Source organism: Roseococcus sp. YIM B11640 (assembly GCF_049727625.1).
Lineage (GTDB): Bacteria > Pseudomonadota > Alphaproteobacteria > Acetobacterales > Acetobacteraceae > Roseococcus.
On record NZ_JBBJOZ010000002.1, the window covers coordinates 404,491 to 422,957 of the forward strand.

At 69.4% G+C, this 18,467-nt stretch carries 16 protein-coding genes and 1 riboswitch; of the genes, 6 read left to right on the forward strand and 10 right to left on the reverse strand.

Annotated features, from left to right (window positions below; genetic code table 11):
• Positions 1-4: 4 nt before the first annotated feature.
• Complete coding sequence (locus WJM96_RS09380; RefSeq protein WP_424812212.1) at positions 5-394, reverse strand: VOC family protein; 390 nt, start codon at positions 392-394, stop codon at positions 5-7.
• Positions 395-569: 175 nt separating this feature from the next.
• Here WJM96_RS09380 and WJM96_RS09385 point away from each other — a divergent pair, with 175 nt between their 5' ends.
• Together WJM96_RS09385 and WJM96_RS09390 are read left to right on the forward strand one after the other, a co-directional pair.
• On the forward strand, positions 570-1,904 hold the full coding sequence (locus WJM96_RS09385; protein WP_424812213.1) for an aspartate aminotransferase family protein: 1,335 nt from the start codon (positions 570-572) through the stop codon (positions 1,902-1,904).
• A gap of 17 nt (positions 1,905-1,921) precedes the next feature.
• The gene (locus WJM96_RS09390; protein ID WP_424812214.1) at positions 1,922-2,938 is read left to right on the forward strand and encodes an amino acid ABC transporter substrate-binding protein; all 1,017 of its coding nucleotides are present in this window, start codon (positions 1,922-1,924) and stop codon (positions 2,936-2,938) included.
• A gap of 23 nt (positions 2,939-2,961) precedes the next feature.
• Here WJM96_RS09390 and WJM96_RS09395 read toward each other — a convergent pair whose 3' ends face one another.
• From WJM96_RS09395 to WJM96_RS09405, 3 genes are all read right to left on the reverse strand, one after another.
• The gene (locus tag WJM96_RS09395; protein WP_424812215.1) at positions 2,962-4,545 is read right to left on the reverse strand and encodes an ABC transporter substrate-binding protein; all 1,584 of its coding nucleotides are present in this window, start codon (positions 4,543-4,545) and stop codon (positions 2,962-2,964) included.
• Between the two features lie 14 nt (positions 4,546-4,559).
• Positions 4,560-5,387 (reverse strand): creatininase family protein, encoded by an 828-nt coding sequence (locus WJM96_RS09400; RefSeq protein ID WP_424812216.1) that lies wholly within the window; start codon positions 5,385-5,387, stop codon positions 4,560-4,562.
• A 61-nt stretch (positions 5,388-5,448) separates the two neighbouring features.
• Positions 5,449-6,138 (reverse strand): GntR family transcriptional regulator, encoded by a 690-nt coding sequence (locus WJM96_RS09405; RefSeq protein WP_424812217.1) that lies wholly within the window; start codon positions 6,136-6,138, stop codon positions 5,449-5,451.
• Between the two features lie 87 nt (positions 6,139-6,225).
• On the opposite strand from WJM96_RS09405, the gene WJM96_RS09410 reads away from it, so the two are divergent.
• The 4 genes from WJM96_RS09410 to WJM96_RS09425 are packed head-to-tail and all read left to right on the forward strand — an operon-like array spanning position 6,226 to position 8,595.
• Entirely contained in the window at positions 6,226-7,086 is an 861-nt protein-coding gene (locus tag WJM96_RS09410; protein WP_424812218.1) for a hypothetical protein, read from the forward strand.
• A gap of 3 nt (positions 7,087-7,089) precedes the next feature.
• Entirely contained in the window at positions 7,090-7,410 is a 321-nt protein-coding gene (locus WJM96_RS09415) for a hypothetical protein (protein WP_424812219.1), read from the forward strand.
• Positions 7,407-8,384, forward strand: coding sequence for an amidohydrolase family protein (locus tag WJM96_RS09420; protein ID WP_424812220.1), 978 nt, complete (start codon positions 7,407-7,409; stop codon positions 8,382-8,384). Before WJM96_RS09415 ends, WJM96_RS09420 begins: the two co-directional genes overlap by 4 nt.
• A 4-nt stretch (positions 8,385-8,388) precedes the next feature.
• Positions 8,389-8,595: a hypothetical protein gene (locus tag WJM96_RS09425; protein WP_424812221.1), complete on the forward strand. Its 207-nt coding sequence runs from the start codon at positions 8,389-8,391 to the stop codon at positions 8,593-8,595.
• A 5-nt stretch (positions 8,596-8,600) separates the two neighbouring features.
• On the opposite strand, the gene thiC is transcribed toward WJM96_RS09425, so the two are convergent.
• The 6 genes from thiC to hpnJ all read right to left on the reverse strand — a co-directional run bounded on the left by thiC (position 8,601) and on the right by hpnJ (position 18,345).
• Positions 8,601-10,415: a phosphomethylpyrimidine synthase ThiC gene (gene thiC, locus WJM96_RS09430; RefSeq protein WP_424812222.1), complete on the reverse strand. Its 1,815-nt coding sequence runs from the start codon at positions 10,413-10,415 to the stop codon at positions 8,601-8,603.
• 46 nt (positions 10,416-10,461) lie between these two features.
• A riboswitch (TPP riboswitch) is annotated at positions 10,462-10,572 on the reverse strand.
• Positions 10,573-10,613: 41 nt separating this feature from the next.
• Positions 10,614-11,411, reverse strand: coding sequence for a GntR family transcriptional regulator (locus tag WJM96_RS09435; RefSeq protein ID WP_424812223.1), 798 nt, complete (start codon positions 11,409-11,411; stop codon positions 10,614-10,616).
• A 14-nt stretch (positions 11,412-11,425) separates the two neighbouring features.
• Positions 11,426-14,983 carry a bifunctional proline dehydrogenase/L-glutamate gamma-semialdehyde dehydrogenase PutA gene (putA, locus tag WJM96_RS09440; protein WP_424813088.1) on the reverse strand — a complete coding sequence of 1,186 codons (3,558 nt, stop codon included), beginning with the start codon at positions 14,981-14,983 and terminating at the stop codon, positions 11,426-11,428.
• A 12-nt stretch (positions 14,984-14,995) separates the two neighbouring features.
• Positions 14,996-15,751 carry a class II aldolase/adducin family protein gene (locus WJM96_RS09445; RefSeq protein ID WP_424812224.1) on the reverse strand — a complete coding sequence of 252 codons (756 nt, stop codon included), beginning with the start codon at positions 15,749-15,751 and terminating at the stop codon, positions 14,996-14,998.
• Between the two features lie 10 nt (positions 15,752-15,761).
• Complete coding sequence (locus WJM96_RS09450) at positions 15,762-16,724, reverse strand: Bug family tripartite tricarboxylate transporter substrate binding protein (RefSeq protein WP_424812225.1); 963 nt, start codon at positions 16,722-16,724, stop codon at positions 15,762-15,764.
• A gap of 187 nt (positions 16,725-16,911) precedes the next feature.
• A complete protein-coding gene (hpnJ, locus tag WJM96_RS09455; protein WP_424812226.1) occupies positions 16,912-18,345 on the reverse strand; it encodes a hopanoid biosynthesis associated radical SAM protein HpnJ in 1,434 nt (477 codons plus the stop codon).
• Between the last annotated feature and the right edge of the window lie 122 nt (positions 18,346-18,467).

An 18,467-nucleotide genomic window follows, 5' to 3' on the forward strand; every position in this document is an offset into this window, starting at 1 on the left:
AAGATCAGGGCCGGTAGATCGCGCAGAGCTTGTTGCCGTCGGGGTCGCGCACATAGGCCAGATGGATCGTCCCCATCTGGCTCTGGCGCGGGCCCGGCGGTTCCTCGATGGAGGTGCCCCCATGCGCCACGGCGGTGTCGTGGAATAGCTTCACCTGCTCGGCGGACCCGCATTTGAAGCCGATGGTGCCGCCATTGGCGCCGGTGGCCGGCTTGTCGTCGATCGGCTGGCTGATGCCGAACGTATTGCCGTTGTGGCGGTAGAAGTACCGGACATGGCCGCTGGCCGCTTCGTTACGCGCGGGGGCGCCGGCGCCCAGAGTCCCCAGCACGGCGTCATAGAAGCGCTTCGAACGCTCGACATCGCTGGAGCCGACCATCACGTGGTTGAACATCTCTTCCCTTCCTTTGGACTTGGACAGCTTGGATTTTCTCGCGCCTGCCGGCGCGGTCAAGAACCCGGCGGCCCGTCATGATTCGGACGTTCCATATTTTTCTGTTTTCTGATACAAATGTCTCATGAGCGGCGCGCGGCCAGGCGTGCCCTCCCCCCGTTCCGAAGGACCGACCATGACCCGCCTGATGCACCGTTCGCTCCGCGAGGCACCGCCCATCGCCGTCGGCGGCGAGGGCATCCGGATCCGCGCCGCCGATGGCCGCGAGATCATCGACGCCTCGGGTGGCGCCGCCGTTTCCTGCCTCGGCCACCAGCATCCCCGGATCGTGGAGGCCATGCAGCGCCAGGCAGGCCGGCTCGCCTATGCCCATACCGGCTTCTTTTCGTCGGAGCCCGCCGAGGAGCTGGCCGAGATGCTGGTCGGCCATGAGCCGGGCGGCCTGGCCGCCGCCTACTTCGTCTCCGGCGGTTCCGAGGCCATCGAGGCGGCGCTCAAGATGGCGCGGCAGTATTTCGTGGAGATCGGCCAGCCCAGCCGCAGCCATTTCATCGCCCGCCGCCAGAGCTATCACGGGAACACGCTCGGCGCGCTCGCGGCTGGCGGCAATGCCTGGCGCCGCGCGCCCTACGCGCCGCTGCTCTCCGACGCCTTCAGCCATGTGACGCCCGCCTTTGCCTATCGCGAGATGGCCGCGGGCGAGAGCGAGGCCGATTTCGTCGCCCGCCTCGCCGCCGAGCTGGAGGCCGAGTTCCAGCGCCTCGGCCCGCAGAACGTGGCAGCCTTCCTGGCCGAGCCCGTGGTCGGCGCCACCGCCGGTTGCGTCCCCGCCCCGGCCGGCTACTTCCGCGCGGTCCGCGAGATCTGCGACCGCCACGGCGCGCTCCTCATCCTGGACGAGGTCATGTCCGGCATGGGCCGCACCGGCACGCTGCATGCTTGGGAGCAGGAGGGCGTCTCCCCGGACATCCAGGCGATCGCGAAGGGCCTGGGTGGCGGATACCAGCCGATCGGCGGCGTGCTCGCTTCCGGCCGCGTTCTCGCCGCGATGCGAGACGGCTCGGGCGCCTTCATGCATGGCCACACCTACCTGGCCCATCCCATGGCCTGCGCCGCCGCACTGGAGGTCCAGAAGGTCATCCGCGACGACAACCTGCTCGCCCAGGTCCGCAGCATGGGTGACCGGCTGGAGGAGCGCCTGCAGGAACGCTTCGGCAACCACCGCCATGTCGGCGACATCCGCGGCCGCGGCCTGTTCCGCGCCATCGAGCTGGTGGCCGACCGCGCGACCAAGGCCCCCTTCGACCCCGCGCTCAAGCTCAACGCCCGCGTGAAGAAGGAGGCGTTCGACCGCGGCCTGGGGTGCTATCCTGGCGGCGGGACCGCCGATGGGAAGCGCGGCGACCATATTCTGCTCGCACCCCCCTATATCACGCGCGCGGAAGAGGTAGACACCATCGTGGCCATCCTGGGCGAGGCCGTGGACGCGGCCATCGCCACCACCCATTGAAGAAAAGGACGACCCCCATGTTCCGCAACCTGATCCTCGCGGCGGCGACGGTCGCCACCGCCTGGGCCGGCGCCGCCTCCGCCGCGACCCTCGACACCGTGCGCCAGCGCGGCACCCTCATCTGCGGCGTGAGCCAGGGCTTCGCCGGCTTCTCGGTCGCCGACAGCCGGGGCGAGACGCGCGGCTTCGACGCCGACTACTGCCGCGCCGTGGCCGCGGCCGTCCTGGGCGACGCCTCCAAGGTCCGCTTCGTGGCCCTGACCGCGCAGAACCGCTTCACGGCGCTGCAGGCGGGCGAGATCGACGTGCTGTTCCGCAATTCCACGCAGACCTTCCTGCGCGGCAACTCCATCGGCCTGCGGCAGCTCCCGGTGAACTTCTACGACGGCCAGGGCTTCGCCGTGCGCCGCGATGCGGGCGTGACCAAGGTGGACGACCTGAACGGCGCGACCGTCTGCGTCGCCCAGGGCACCACGCACGAGCTCAACCTCGCCGACGTCGCCCGTGCGCGGAACATTCGCTTCCAGCCCGTGGTCTTCGAGCGCATCGACACGATGTACTCGGCCTTCTTCGCCGGCCGCTGCGACGCCATGACGCAGGACGCCTCGGCCCTGGCCGGCGCCATCTCCGTCGCACCGAACCCCGCCCAGTTCCAGGTGCTGCAGGAGACGATCAGCAAGGAGCCGCTCGGCCCGTTCGTGCGCAATGGTGACGACCAGTGGGCGAACATCATCACCTCGATCCACTACGCGCTGATCGAGGCCGAGGAATACGGCGTGACCGCCGCGAACGCCCAGCAGCAGGCCGCCAGCAGCACGGACGCGACCGTGCAGCGCCTGCTCGGCCGCACGGGCGAGTTCGGCTCGCGCATCGGGCTCGACAACGCCTGGGCGCTCAACACGATCCGCGCCGTGGGCAACTACGGCGAGCTGTTCGAGCGCAACCTCGGCCAGGGCAGCCCGCTCAAGCTGCAGCGCAGCCTGAACGGCCTGTGGAACCGCGGCGGCCTGCAGTACGCGATCCCATTCCGGTGATCTGACCCGCTCGCGGGCAGCCGCTACGCCTGCCGGATGTTCCAGAACACCGGCAGGCCCTGCACGCGGCCCGTGAGCGACTTCTTGATGGCCGTATTGGCGCGATAGGCGCCGAGCGGAATGAACAGCACCTCGTCGATCGCGACCCGCTGCATCTCGGTGGCGATCCGCATCTCGGCGGCGGCGTCCGGCGCCTGGAACCACTCCTCGCGCAAGGCCTCCAGCCGCTCCGACGTCGGCCAGCCATTGGCGCCGCGCAGGCCGTTGCCGCGCAGCACCAGATGCGCGCCAGGATTGGTGAACTCCAGCCCCGGGAAGAAGGTGCAGTAGGCGGACCAGCCGCCACGGTCCAGGCCCTCGCGATTATTGGTCCGCTGCATCAGCGAGCCCCAGTCCTGCGCCGCGAAGTCCAGGTTCATGTCCACCCGGCGGAAGAGGTCCGCAGCCACCTGCGCCAGGGCCGATTGCGCCGCGACATCCATGGCGCCCAGTAGCCGCACCGGCTGGTTCGCGTAGCCCGCGTCGCGCAGCATCTGCTTCGACCTGTTCACGTCGCGCGGCCCGAGCAGCGGCTCCAGCCCCGCCTCGGAGGCATAGGGCGTGCCGGGCGTGTAGACGCCGAAATTCAGGATGCGCGAGGGCTCGTCGCCCACCAGCGCCGACATGAACGCCTTCTGGTCCACCGCCGGCAGGATGGCGCGGCGGATGTTCACGTCGCTGAGCGGCGAGTTGAGCTGGTTGATCCGCATCATCGCCGGGCGCGGCAGCGTCTCCAGGCTCTCCACCGAGATGGCCCGGCTCCGGGCCAGCAGCGGCTCCAACTCCGTCGGCGGCGCCTCGAACCAGTCCATGGCGCCGGACTGGATCGCGGCGGCCGCCGTCGCGGCATCGGGGATGATGTGCCACTCCACCCGGTCGAAATGCACGCGCTTGGGGCCGGCGATCAGGCTCGGCTCGCCGCTCTCGGCCGGGCGGTAGCCGGCGAAGCGCTCATAGGCGGCGAAGCCGCCGGGGTTGAACTCGTTCTGGATGAAGCGGAAGGGGCCGGAGCCCACCACCTCCCGCACCTGCTGGAACGGGTCGGTATTCGCCAGCCGCTCCGGCATGATGAAGGGAATCGGCACCGAGGCCTGGCCGAGCCCGCGCAGCAGCTGCGGGAACCGGCGCTTGAGCTGGAACCGGATCCGCCGGTCGTCCACCGTCGTGAGCTCGTCCGTCACCTCGGCGAGCTTCTGGCCGACCGAGGCGCGGCGCATCCAGCGCTGCAGGCTCGCCACGACATCGCGGCCGCGCACGGGCGAGCCGTCATGGAAGGTCAGGCCCTCGCGCAGGGTGATGGTACAGACGCGCTCGCCATCCTCGAAGACATGGCCGGCGGCCATCTGCGGCCGCGCCTGATAGGTCTCGTCCACGCCATAGAGCGTGTCGAAGACCATGAAGCCGTGGTTCCGGACCACGGCCGCCGGGTTCCAGATCGGGTCGAGCGTGAAGAGGTTGCTGTGCGGGATGAACTTCAGCACCCGCGCCTGCTGCGCGCGCACCGAAGGCGCATGCAACGCGGCGGCCGACGCGGCCCCCAGGCGGAAGAGGTCGCGGCGGTTGGGCATGGGATCTGCTCCTCTCAGCGGGCGATGCGGGCGGCGATGGCGTCCGCCATGGCCTCGGCGGTGGCGTGAAGGCTGCGCTCGCCCACCGCGACGTCGGAGGCGGCGGGGTCGCCGAGATAGCCGAGCGGCGTCTTGCGCTTCGCGTGCTCTAGCCCCTTTCGCCACTCCTCCAGGTCGGCCTGGACGAAGTTGGTGGGCACGAGGCCAGGCAGCAGCGGCTCGCGCACGAGGCCGGGATAGGAGGCCAGCATCTCCGAGGTCTCGCCCTCGCCCGCATGCACGTCGACATAGGGACGCGCGGGGCCGACCGGCTTCGGCTCGAAGGTCGTGACCTGCGGGTCGTCCGCGGCGAAGCCGAGGCGCGTCACGATGCGAGTGGGCGCCAGGAAGCTGGCGTCGATGCTCGCCACCGCCACGCCCTTGCGGATGCCCTCCAGGATGGTGCGGTTGTGCAGCGCGTCGCCATGGCCGCTGATGCAGAAGAGGTGCCGGAAGCCATCGCCCGCGAGGCTCTCGATGACGTCGGACATCAGCTCCGCCATCACTGCCGGCCGCACCCGGAAAGAGGCGGGGAAGCTGCCGGAGACGTGGTTCACGCCCCAGTAATAGGCGGGGACGATCAGCGCGTTGATGCCGCGCGCGGCCAGCTTTTCCTTGGTCAGGCGCAGCTTGGCGGCGGGCAGGTAGACATCCGTGCCGGTGGGAAGGTGCGGGCCATGCTGCTCGATGACGCCGAAGGCCCAGAGCGCGACCGCGCCGGCCCTCGCGGCGTCCGATACCTCATCGGCCGTCAGCTCGGCCAGCGTGTCCGCGAAGATGGAAAGCCCGCTCGCGCTCATCATGGTCTCCCGAAGACAACGGGATTGAGCGCGACGATTTATGGAGTGTCAATAATTTATAAATTCATTTCGGACCGATGCCGAGCAGCAATCTGCGCGTTGCGTGGGCACCCTGCATGATGTGCTGCGCGAGAAGTGCCTTCGCGGCCACCGCGTCCCGCCGGAGCGCGGCCTCCATGATCGCGCGGTGCTGCGCGTGGATGGCCGGGTTGATCTCGGGATAGCGGACGAAGGCGCGACGGTAGCGCTCCGACTGGTCGTAGAGCAGGTCGCAGAACTGCTGCAGCCAGGGCGAGCCGCAGGCGGCTTCCAGCGCCCGATGGAAGTCGCGGTTGCGCTGCTCCCACTCGTCGGCACTTTCATCTGTCCGGGCCGGAAGCTTGCCCTCGGCCAGCGTGAGGCGATGAAAGCTCGCGACCACGGCCGACTCCCACTCGTCGCCGCCCTCGCGCATGGAGCGTTCCAATGCCTCGGTCGAGAGCCGGCAGCGCAGGTCCGCGATATCCATGAGCTCCGCCTCGGTGAGCGCGGGGACCATGAAGCCGCGCTGCCCCTCGCCATGCACCAGGCCGATGGTGGCCAGCCGCGACAGCGCCTCGCGGATGGGGCTGCGGCCGAGCGCGTAGCGCTGCTCCAACAGGTCGGGCTGCAGCTTCTCGCCCGCAGCGAGGCGGCCGGCGATGATGTCGGCGCGGATGCGCAGCAACGCCTCGTCGGCGAGGGTGCGGGGCGCGCCAGGTCGATGGAAATTCATCCGCCCTTGTCGTTCATGAATTTTCGGGATTTTATAGATTCCCGCCCGCCGGCGCAATGAGCGACGATGCGGCCCCGAGGAGGACACATGGCCGAGATCGTCTTCGCCGCCGGCGTGCCGCACGCGCCCGCCGTGGTCGGGCTCTTCGACAAGGCGCCGGACGAGGTCCGCGCCGTCGTCTCCGCGACCTTCGACGCCGTCTCTCGCGGGTTGCGCGCCGCCCGGCCGGACCTGATCGTCATGGTGGCCAATGACCACCTGACCAACAGCCGCATCACCGCCTATCCCGACTTCATCATCGGCATGGCGGCCGAGCATGCCGGCCCCTACGAGTGGTTCAAGGAGTGGATCAACTGCCGCGACTACGTGGTCCAGGGCGACCCGGAGGCAGCGCGAACCCTCTTCACCGGCATGACCAGGCGCGGCGTGCGCATGAACGCCTCTGCCGCCCCGCTGCGCTTCGACGACAACCTCTCCGTGCCCACGGTCATGATGGACCTCGACACCTCGGGCATCCGGGTCGTGCCCATCCTGCAGAACTGCTCCGTGCCCCCCTTCCCCGATGGCGCCCGCTGCATCGAGGTCGGCCAGGCGCTCGCCTCGATCATCCGGGAAGACATGCCTGCCGATCTGCGTGTGGCCCTGATCGGCTCCGGCGGTCTCAGCCACGAGCCGGGCGGCGCGCGCTACTACAAGATCGACGAGGAGTTCGACCGGCGCTTTCTAGAGCTCGCCGTGCAGCCCGACCACGCGGCCCTGCTGCGCGAGATGACGGTGGATCGCATGGAGGAGGCCGGGCGCGGCGGCACGGCGGAGCTGCTGTCCTGGTTCGTCGTCCTCGGCGCCATCGGGGAGCGGCCCGGCCGCAGCTTCGGCTACACCGGCTGGCCGAGCTTCCGCTGCGGCGTCGGCGGCGTGATCTGGGACCTCGAGACGGTGGAGGCCTGAGAGATGGGATGGGACAGCTTCGACCCCAGCCTCGCCACGCATGACCTCGTGCAGGACCTGAAGTGGGATACGGCGCTGCGCGCCCAGTTCAAGCAGGACGAAGCCTCCGTGCTGGACCGCTACCCGCTGCGCCCCGAGGAGCGCCGCGCGATCGAGGCCCGCGACTTTCGCGCGCTCTACGATCTCGGGATGCATCCCTATCTCGGCGGGCAGCTGTCCCGCTTCATCTGGGGCAACGACGCCGGCCGCGGCGCCATCGAGGCCTCCAACCGCCTCGTCGCCTCGCTCCAGGGCCATGACCGCGACATCCCGGACAAGCCGTGACACATCGTATCGACGTCCAGCATCACATCCTGCCGCCGGACTATGTCCGCCTGGCGGGCGACGACCGCATCGGCCCCCTCATGGTCTCGGGGCGCACCCCCGCCTGGTCGCCCGAGATCTCGCTGGAGGCGATGGATCGCCACGGCATCGCAACCGCCGTGGTCTCCATCTCGGCGCCCGGCCTCTGGTTCGGCGATGACAGCCAGGCGCGGGAGCTCGCGCGCGCCTGCAACGAGTATTCGGCCGCATTGGCCGCGCGCTTTCCCGGCCGCTTCGGCTTCTTCGCCAGCCTGCCTCTGCCCGATGTCGACGGCAGCCTCGCCGAGATCGCGCATGCGCTGGACGTGCTGGGCGCCGACGGCATCTGCCTGATGACGAACTACGGCGGCCGCTACCTCGGCGACGCCGCCTTCGCGCCCGTGCTGGATGAGCTGGAGCGGCGGGGCACCATCGCCTTCTGCCATCCCTGCGTGGGTCCTGCCCCGCTCGTGCCGCCCGGCATTCCGGCCGCGACGCTGGAATTCCCCTTCGACACCACCCGCGCCATCGCGAGCCTGCTCTTCTCCGGCGGCTTCGCGCGGCACCGGAACGTGAAGTGGATCTTCTCCCATGCCGGCGGCGCGGTGCCCTTCCTGGCCCAGCGCATCTCCCGGCTGGAGCGCCGGCCGGACCTCGCGGCGGGCGTTCCGGATGGCGTGATGGCAGAGCTGCGGCGGCTATATTTCGACGTCGCGCTCTCGGCCAACCCGCTAGCCTTCGGCCCCATGCTCCAGGTGATCCCGCCCGAGCAGGTGCTCTTCGCCAGCGACTATCCCTTTGCCCCGGAGGAGACGATGGCCGGCACGGTCAGGGGCCTGCAGGGGCTCGGACTTTCGCCGGAGGTTCTGGCCGGGATCGAGCGCGACAATGCGCTCCGCCTGATGCCGGGGTTGCGCGCGGCCACGAAAGGGCCAGATTCAGCGGCAAAGGAGTGACCCTATGATCCTCAAGCTGCTCCGTGCCCGGAAGAAGCTCGCCAAGGCCGCGATCGGCGGAGCCTTCGCCGCGGGCGCGCTGGCCGGCGGCACGGCCGCGGCCGTAGCCGTGACGGGCGTGGCCGTCACGGGTGTCGCCGGCGTGGCCGGCGTCTGCGCGCTTCGCAGCGCGCGCCGGAAGCGGGAAGCCGCGCCTCCCGCCTCCGCGTAGAACCCTCAGTCCCCTGCCGCCACGGGCGGCAGGTAGATGGCGCCGCCATTGCCGCGGAAATTCGCGCTCATCTCATCCATGCCCTTCTGGGCGGCGTCGCGAATTTCCTGCGTGATCTTCATCGAGCAGAATTTCGGCCCGCACATCGAGCAGAAATGCGCGAGCTTCGCGCCCTCGGCCGGCAGGGTCTGGTCGTGGAACTTCTCCGCCGTCTCCGGGTCCAGCCCCAGGTTGAACTGATCCCGCCAGCGGAATTCGAAGCGCGCGCGGGACAGAGCGTCGTCGCGCATCTGCGCCGCCGGGTGCCCCTTCGCGAGATCGGCCGCATGGGCCGCGATCTTGTAGGTGATGACGCCGGTCTTCACGTCGTCGCGGTCCGGCAGGCCAAGATGCTCCTTCGGCGTCACGTAGCAAAGCATGGCGCAGCCGTACCAGCCGATCATGGCCGCGCCGATGCCCGAGGTGATGTGGTCGTAACCCGGCGCGATATCCGTGGTGAGTGGCCCGAGCGTGTAGAAAGGTGCCTCGCCGCACTCCTCCAGCTGCTTCTCCATGTTGATCTTGATCTTGTGCATCGGCACATGGCCGGGGCCCTCGATCATGACCTGCACGTCCTGCTCCCAGGCCACCTTCGTCAGCTCGCCCAGCGTTTCCAGCTCGGCGAATTGCGCACGGTCATTGGCGTCCGCGATGCTTCCCGGACGCAGCCCGTCGCCCAGCGAGAAAGACACGTCATAGGCGCGCATGATCTCGCAGATCTCGCCGAACCTCTCGTAGAGGAAGCTCTCCTTGTGATGGGCGAGGCACCACTTCGCCATGATCGAGCCGCCGCGCGAGACGATGCCCGTCACGCGCTCCGCCGTCAGCGGCACATAGGCCAGGCGCACGCCGGCATGGATGGTGAAGTAGTCCACCCCCTGCTCGGCCTGCTCGATCAGCGTGTCGCGGAAGATGTCCCAGGTCAGCTCCTCGGCCTTGCCGCCGACCTTCTCCAGCGCCTGGTAGATCGGCACCGTCCCGATCGGCACCGGCGAATTGCGCAGGATCCATTCGCGGGTCGTATGGATGTTCCGGCCCGTGCTGAGGTCCATCACATTGTCGGCACCCCAGCGGATGGCCCAGACCAGCTTGTCCACCTCCTCGGCGACGCTCGACGACACCGCGGAATTGCCGATGTTCGCGTTGATCTTCACGAGGAAATTGCGGCCGATGATCATCGGCTCGCTCTCGGGGTGGTTGATGTTGCTCGGGATGATGGCGCGGCCGCGCGCCACCTCGCTACGCACGAATTCCGGCGTCACATGGTCGGGGATCGAGGCGCCGAAATCCTCGCCGTCCCGCTTCAGGCCAAGCGCCGCCGCGCGGCCCATGTTCTCGCGGATCGCGATGTATTCCATCTCCGGCGTGATGATGCCCGCCCGCGCATAGGCGAGCTGGGTCACGGCCTTGCCCGGCTTGGCGCGCAGCGGCAGGCGGCCCTGGCGGTCGAAGAGCGGCACGCGGCGCTCCTCGCCCGCCTTCAGCCCGTCATCCTCGGGCTTCTGCGCGCGGCCCTCGATATGCTCGACATCGCCGCGCGCCATGATCCACTCGTGGCGATGGGGCACGAGGCCGCGGCGTATGTCGGTCGCGACGCGCGTGTCCGTATAGGGGCCGGACGTGTCGTAGACCCGCAGCGGCGGCTCGCCCCCGGAGACCTCGATCTCGCGCATCGCGACACGGATCTGTGGGTGGAGCTGCCCCGCGACATGCAGCTTGCGCGAGGCCGGCAACGGACCCGTGGTGACGGCGGGGCTTTCGGGCGGCAGATGGTCGGGCATTCTCGGATTCCCTTCTTCAACAACACACGAAGGGAGTGGTGGCGCGACTCGCCGTAATGCCCATCCCTTCGCCGGCATGACCCGGATCAGGTTCGAAGGGTGACCGCGTCGCTCGCGGAATCTCAGCCCTGCAGAAAGGGCTCCCCTTGGATGGACGATATGCTGCGCCCGCCGGGCGGGGGTGTCAAACTCCGTCGGTCAGCTCCGCTTGAGCTCGACCGTGTAGACCGCGCTGTCCGTGCGGTAGTAGGAGCGCGCGGCCTGCAGCACCCGGCCGTCGCGCAGCGTCGCGACGCGCGTGATGACCAGGACCGGCTCTCCCGCCTTGATGCCCAGCAGGCGCGCGATCTCGGCCGGCGCGCGGGCGGCGCTCATCTCCTGACGAATGGAGGAGGCGCGCTCGCCCGTCAGGCTCTCCACCATCTCCAGCAGGATACGCTTGCGCTGCAGCAGCGGATCGAGCGGCTGCCGGCAGAGCAAGGCCGCGACGCCAGGCGGATACAGCGCATCGGTGAGCATGAAGGGAACGCCATCCTGCTCCCGCGTGATGCGCAGGCGCAGGGCGCTGTCGCCACGCCGCGCGCCGAGGCTCGCCATGGCCCATTCCGGCACGGCCGCGGGCTCGCTCAGGCGGAGGCGCACGCCGGTGAGCCGCGTCAGCGCCTCGATCTCCTCCATGCTGCCGATACCCCATTCCGGGGCGGGCGGGTGCGGCTCCCGCACGAAGGTTCCTCGGCCCTGGCGACGCTCGATCAGCCCGCGCTGGTGAAGCTCCCGCAGCGCGCCGCGCACCGTGATCATGCTGACCGCAAAATGCTGGGTCAGCTGTTCCTCGGTCGGCAGTTGCGCGCCCTCGGCGAGGCCCAGCCGAAGGATGACCTTCTCCATCCGGTCAGCGAGGCGCTGATACAGCGGCCCCTTGCCCGCCGGCAGGCGCCCGAATCGCGATGCTGCGACGGGGCCGCGGCGCGACGGCGCCAGCGCCTGGACTCCCATACCCTTCTCCCCCCTCAGATCGTCATGGCCGGCGCCAGGACGCCATCGGCCATTTGATTGACCGAGAGACTCCGCTCTACCACCAGCCGGAGCAAACCGCGCACAGACAAATCGGTCACGACGGGAACCAGCGCACCCTGCCCGGCAAAGACCCGGCGCACCTGGCCGGCGTCGTGCGGAGGCGCGACCAGCGCTGCATCGCAGGGCGCGAGGCTCCAATCGGGAAACAGCTCCATCCGGATGCCGTCTGGGAGCAAGGCGTTGATCCTCTCCGCCTCCGGCGATTCCTGGGCGATGGCGGAGTTGCCGGTGGCCAGCGCCGCTCCCAGGCCCAGGATGAGGCCGGGGACGGTGGCGGCCAAGTTCAGCACCTTGCCCCGGCCCCGGAACCTCAGGCTATTCGCCTCTCCGAGCGGCGCCGGTAGCGCCATGGTGAGCGCCAGCGGCGAGGCCTGGCGGAACTCCTGCAGCCGCGCAGCGATCACCAACCGGTCGCCCGTGCGCAGCAATCCCAGCGCGCCTGCGGCCGCCCAGGCGGCGTAGCGGTCGAATTCGGCGAAGCAGGCTTCGTCCCGGCTGCCGTGGAGCCGCGGCTCCGGCCCTTCCCGCAGAAGGCGATGGAGATAGAGCGGGCCCGCCGGCTTTGGCGCCATCCCGCCCAGCCCCTCGCCCCCCAGCGGGTGCATGCCCACGGAAAGCCCGGTCAGGCCCCGATTGATGAAAATACTCGCGGCGCGGGACCGGTTGGCCACCAATTCGACGGTCTCCGCCACGGCTGAATAAACGGCGAGGGATAGGCCCCCTCCCTCCGCGGCCAACTCGTCCAGAACGGCGCTGAGTTGGTCACGCTCATAGGTCAGGACATGCAGGGCCGGCCCGCCCGGCGCGGCGGCGATGCCCCGAAGGCTCCCGATCTGGAGCAGGACGGGCGCCACGAAGCTTCCGTGCAGACAATTCCCGCCGAGCGGAAGCTCCGCGCGGATGCGACTAGACCCCACATGGGCGCGGAAGGTCACCTCCGCGGCAATGTCCATCACCGGGCCGATATCCGTCTCCAGCAGCGCCGGATCGCCGATGGTGAGTTCCGACATCGCATCCTCGAGCATCGCGAGGATGCGCGGCGCTACCTCCTTCTGCACGCAGAGCAACCGCAACGCCGAGCCGCGCTGGCCTGCCACCCCGAAGGCCGCCTCCATGGCGTCGGCCACGACCCGCTCGGCCGGGGCAGTGCTATCCACGATCATGGCCGTCGTTCCGCTCGTCAGCGCGAGCAGGGGAACGTCGCCTCGCTTCGCCAGCACGGCCTCTATCGCGCGGGCGGCCTGGGGCGAGCCGATGAAAAGCACGCCACGGCAGCGCGGATCGGCCGCGAGCGCAGCGTTCAGCCGATGGCCGTCACCCGGCAGGAGCTGAAGCACATCGGGCGGAACCCCGGCCTCGTGCAGCAGGCGCACGGCCTCGCCGGCCACCAGCGGCGCCTGCGATGCCGGCTTGGCTACGACGGCGTTCCCTGCCGCCAAGGCGGCCGCGAGCTGCGCCGTGAAGGCGCCCAGCGGCATGGCCCAGGGACAAATGCAGGCCACCGCACCCAGCGCGCGATGCGGCGCGTTGGCGAGCTTCTGGCGGGCGCTGGCGGCCTGGTAGCGCAAGTGGTCGACGGCCCGGCGCAGCTCGGCCATCGCCTCGGCCAAGGTCTTTCCGCCCTCGCGCACCAGCAGCGGCAACAGCCCGTCGCGCGCCGTCTCGAAAAGATCCGCCGCGAAGTCGAGCGTGGCAGCGCGGGCATAGGCGGGTTCACGCATCCAGGCCTCTGCGGCGGCATCGGCGCGGATCATCGCCTCGGCCACCATCGAGGCGTCCGCCTCCCGCACTGTTCCGACCACGTCCCGCCGGTCTGCCGGATTGCGGATCACCCGCGGCGTGCCTCCCGCCGGGCCGACCTCGAAGGTCTCCGCCCGGCTGGCGGCGAAGGCGGCCGCGAGATCGGCGCGCGCGCCGGCATCCCCCAGATCGAGGCCACGCGCGCCCACCCGCTCGGGTCCGAACAGCGCGGAGGGCGAGGTCAGGAGAGAATGCGGTTGCCCCCCGAACTGCGCGGCCTCCCTCCCCGGATGATCGGCCAGCGCCGCCGGGGGGACGGCCTTGTCCGTCAGCCGGTGCGCGGCGATGAGACTGGCGCCGATCTCGGCCGCCCGATGCGTCAGGGCCTCCTGCGGCGAGCCGACCAGCGTGCTGATCCGGAAGGCGCGGCCTGTCACCGAGGCAGCCACTTGGTTGAAGAGCCGCTCCCCGATCCCGCGGTAGCCGATGAACTCCCAATCGTCCTCTCGGACCGATGGCCCGGCGAGGTTGTGCACCATGCTCAACGTCTGGACGTTGTGCGTCGCGAATTGGGGAAAGATCTCGGCCCTGGCCCCGAGGAGGAGACGGGCGCAGGAGATGTAGGAGATGTCGGCGTAGGCTTTGCGCGTGAAGACGGGGTAGTCGGCCACGCCTGCCATCTGGGCCTTGCGGATCTCGCCGCCCCAGCCCGCACCCTTCACCAGGCGCAGCATGAGCCGCCGGCGGTAGCGGGCCGCGATGGCGATCGCGTGCTGCGTCACTGCCGTCGCGCATCTCTGATAGGCCTGGATCGTGAAGCCCAGCCCGTTCCATCCTTCCAGGAGCGGGTCGCCCGCGAGGGCCTCCAGGAGGTCGAGCGTCAGTTCCAGCTTGTCGGCCTCCTCCGCATCGAAGCTGAAGCCGATATTCTCGCGCGCCGCGGTGGCCGCCAGCTCGCGCAGGCGGGGCAGCAGCTCCTCCATGACGCGGCCGGCCTGGTTGGCCGAAAATCGGGGATGCAGCGAGGACAGCCTGACGGAGACGGCCCCGCGTGCATGAAGGCCTGTTCCCGAGCTGGCCGCGCCGACCGCACGGATGGCCTGCCGCAACAACGACATCTGGCGGTCAGCATCGCCGGCAGTGAGCGCGGGCGGTCCCACCATGTCGAAGGACAGGCGGAAGCCTCGCCGCGCGAGCGCTCGCGTCCCTTCGATGGAGGCATCGATATCTCGGCCTGCCACGAACTTGCCCACCAGCGACCGCGCCGCGAAATCCACGGCGGACCTCACCAAGGGCTCGCTGCCGCGAACAGCCAGGCGCGCCATGATGGCGGAGAGCCCACCGCCGGGCCGCTGTGCCAGCAGCCGCCCCGCGAGCGAGAGACCACGCTTTGTCGCCTGCGCGCCGATGGAATCCGCGGCCCGCGCCTCGAACCCGCGGATCTTCTCGCGGATGATGCGATCGCGATTGTCCCGGTCCGGCGTCCGCAGCAGGGTCGCCGCGACGCCGACAAGGTCCGCCCCACCCTGGGCGCTCAGCGCGAAGCGAATGGCCTGCGCCTCATGGCTCCATCGCTCAGGCGTCCCGGCACGAAGATTCTGCACCAGCGTCAGCGCCAGGTGCCGCACCGGCGCCTCCAGCGCGAAGGGAGGCCGCGCCGCCTCGATCAGCGGCGGGACGCACTCCACTTCCGGCAGCCGCCTGGCCTGCGAAACGGCCGCGCGCGTCGCCTCGAGGTCGATATCGAGCAGCGCGCGCTCCGTTCAGCTGCCGCGCGTGACCGTCTTGGGATACATCACCGCGTCGCCATGGCTCCACATGTAGGCGAGCTCCTCGTTGGTGATGACCTCGGGCGTCTTGCCGTTCCGCGAGGTCAGCGTCTCGACGATGATGTTGCGCTTCACCTCGGAGACCAGGACGCAGGTGCGGTGATAGGCCTCGGACAGCGTGCGGCCGAGCACGGTGAAGCCGTGGCGGCGCATGATGATGCAGTTGGTGTCCTGGATGAAGGTCTTGATGGGCGCCACGTCCTCCTCGACGTTGACGCTGGCCGGCAGGTAGTGGGCCGGCTTCTGCATCAGGTAGCCGTAGGTGAGGCTGAAGCTGCGGATTTCCTCGTAGCCGGAGGCGAGGAACGCGATGGTCTCGTCGTGATGCAGGTGGATCACCGCGTTCACGTCGGGGCGCAGCCGCATGATCTCGCGGTTCATCTGGTGGCCGACGGTCGTGGCGCGCTCGCCGGCGAGGATGCGGCCGTAAGGGATGTCGGTGATGACCAGGTCCTCGGCCTCCACCTCCTCCAGGCTGATGCCCTGGGGCTTCGCGTAGCAGATGCCCTCGGGATAGTCGGGGTGCGGCACGCGCACGACCATGCCGCCCACGCTGCTGTTCACCAGCCCGCGCGCGGCGAGCCAATGGGCGTACTTCACGTAGCTCGCGCAGGTCTTCGGGTCGAAACTGACATTCGGGTCGGGCGTCAGCTCGTTCACGCGGTAGGCCGGGGCCTGGATGCCGTCCATGTCTGCCTCCTTACTCGGGCTGGATGTTGAGGCGCTGCGCCAGCGCGCGCCACTTCTGGGAATCCTCGGCGACGATTCGCGCGAAGTCGGCGGGCGTGGGCATGGCGGGAATCACGTCCATCGCCTCCAGCTCCGTCTTGCCGGGGCCGGAGAGGAAGGCCGCCGCCAGCGCCTGCTGCATGCGTGCCGCGATCTCGGCCGGCATGCCCGCGGGGCCCATCAGCCCGTACCAGAAGGCCGCGTCGAAGCCCGGGACGCCGAGGCTCGAAAACAGCGGCACGTTGGGCAGCATCGCCGACGGCCGGCTCAGCCCATAGGCGGTGAACTTGCCCTCGCGCACCATCGCCGAGGAGGCCGGGGGGTTGTCCAGCAGCAGCGCCACCGTGCCGTTCAGCAGATCCGGATAGACCTGCGCCGAGCCGCGATAGGGCACGTGCCGCATCTCGATCCCAGCCAGCAGTTCCAGCTGCCGCGTCAGCAGGTAGCCGAGCGTGGTGACGCCGACGGAGGCATAGACCACCTGCCCCGGATTGGCCTTGAGCCGCGCCAGCAGCGCGGGCCAGTCATTGGCCTGCGCGGCGGGACCGCCGATCAGCACATAGGGCGTGTTGCCCAGCAAGGTGATGGGCGTGAAGGAGCTCACCGGATCGTAGGGCAGGTCCCTGCGAAAGATCGGCGCGACCGGATGGCTGCTGCTGGTGGCGATGCCGATGGTGTAGCCATCGGGCGCGGCGCGGGCGACGGCCTCGGTTCCCACCGTACCGCCGGCGCCGGGACGATTCTCCACGACGACCGGCACGCCCAGCGCCTCGGAGAGGCGGCGCGTGGCGACGCGCGCCGTCTGGTCCGTGCCGCCCCCGGGAGGCAGCGGGACGATGCAGCGGATGGGGCGCGAGGGCCAGGCTTCCTGGGCGATGGCCGGCGTGGCCAGCGCGGCGGCGGCCATCAGGCCACGACGTGTTGTGCGGATCATGCGACTCTTCCGTAACGAGGCGTCCAAATGCCTGTGCCCAGTTCCTCTCGCCCGCTCGTCGGCGGGCTTTGCGAGGCGATCCTGGGCCCGGCCGGAAGAAGCGGCAAGGGCGTGGCTGAGGTTGTTTCCGGAGCGAGACGGGCGATCTCGCCCGTCTCATGCGGCGCGGGGAAACGCGCCGCCTTACTCAAGCGGCCTTCGCGCCCGAACGCTCGCGCAGGAAGCGGAAGAACTCCACGCCCTCTCGCAGGCGGCGGACCAGCATCTGGCGGTCGCGCACCATCTCGCCGCAGATGGACGCGATCTTCGGGGCGCGGAAGTAGAACTTCTTGTAGAAGGTCTCGACGTTGTCGAAGATTTCCGTGTGCGTCAGGTGCGGGTACGCCAGCGGCGCGATCTGCACGCCGTGCGCATCCACATAGTCCGTGTTCGCGACGTCCAGCCAGCCTTCCTTGGCCGCCTGGTCGTACAGGAACGTGCCCGGATACGGCGCCGCCAGGCTCACCTGGATGGTGTGCGGGTTGGTCTCGATCGCGAAGCGGATCGTCTCCTGGATGGTCTCCTGCGTCTCGCCGGGGAGGCCCATGATGAAGGTGCCGTGGATCTTGATGCCGAGCTCGTGGCAGTCCTTCGTGAACTGGCGGGCGACCTCGACGCGCATGCCCTTCTTGATGTTGTGCAGGATCTGCTGGTTCCCGGACTCGTAGCCCACCAGCAGCAGCCGCAGCCCGTTGTCGGCCATCACCTTCAGCGAGGCGCGCGGCACATTGGCCTTCGCGTTGCACGACCAGGTGACGCCGAGCTTGCCCAGCTCCTTCGCGATGGCCTCGGCGCGGGGCAGGTCATCGGTGAAGGTGTCGTCGTCGAAGAAGATCTCCTTCAGCCCCGGGAAGTTGGCCAGGACGTACTTGATCTCCTCGATCACATGGCCGACCGACCGCGTGCGGTAGCGGTGGCCGCCCACCGTCTGCGGCCAGAGGCAGAAGGTGCAGCGGCTCTTGCAGCCGCGGCCCGTGTAGAAGCTGACATAGGGGTGCTTCAGGTAGCCGATGAAGTACTTCTTGTACTCCAGGTCGCGCTTGTAGACCTCGGAGACGAAGGGCAGGTCGTCCATGTTCTCGAGGATCGGGCGGTCCTCGTTGTGGACGATCACGCCCTCGGCATTGCGGTAGGACAGGCCCCGGATGCCGGAGAGGTCGCGGCCCTCGGCCACGTCCTTCACCGTGAAGTCGAACTCGTTGCGGGCGACCCAGTCCACCACCGGGGCGTCGCGCAGGCTCTCATTGGCCTGGACGGCGACCTTGGCGCCGATGAGGCCGATCTTGAGGTTCGGGTTCTCGGCCTTCAGCCGCTCGGCCACCTTGATGTCGGAGGCGAAGGAGGGGGTGGAGGTGTGCAGCACCGCCATGTCGAAGTCCCGCGCCATGGGGGCGACATCGGCCAGCGTCTGGTTGTGCGGGGGCGCATCGACCAGCTTCGAGGTCGGGATCAGCGCCGCCGGCTGGGCGAGCCAGGTGGGGAACCAGAAGCTCTTGATCTCGCGCCGCGCCTGGTAGCGGGAGCCCGCGCCGCCGTCGAAACCGTCAAAGGAGGGGGCCTGGAGGAAGAGCGTGCGCATCATCGCGAGAGCGACCTTTCGAGACTTTCAGCCGGGCCATGCGACCCCGTGGCGGGAGAGCCGGAGACTCCCCCACGCCATATGGAACGGATGGCCCGTTTGGCCAGCGAAAGCAAGCCGTGTCA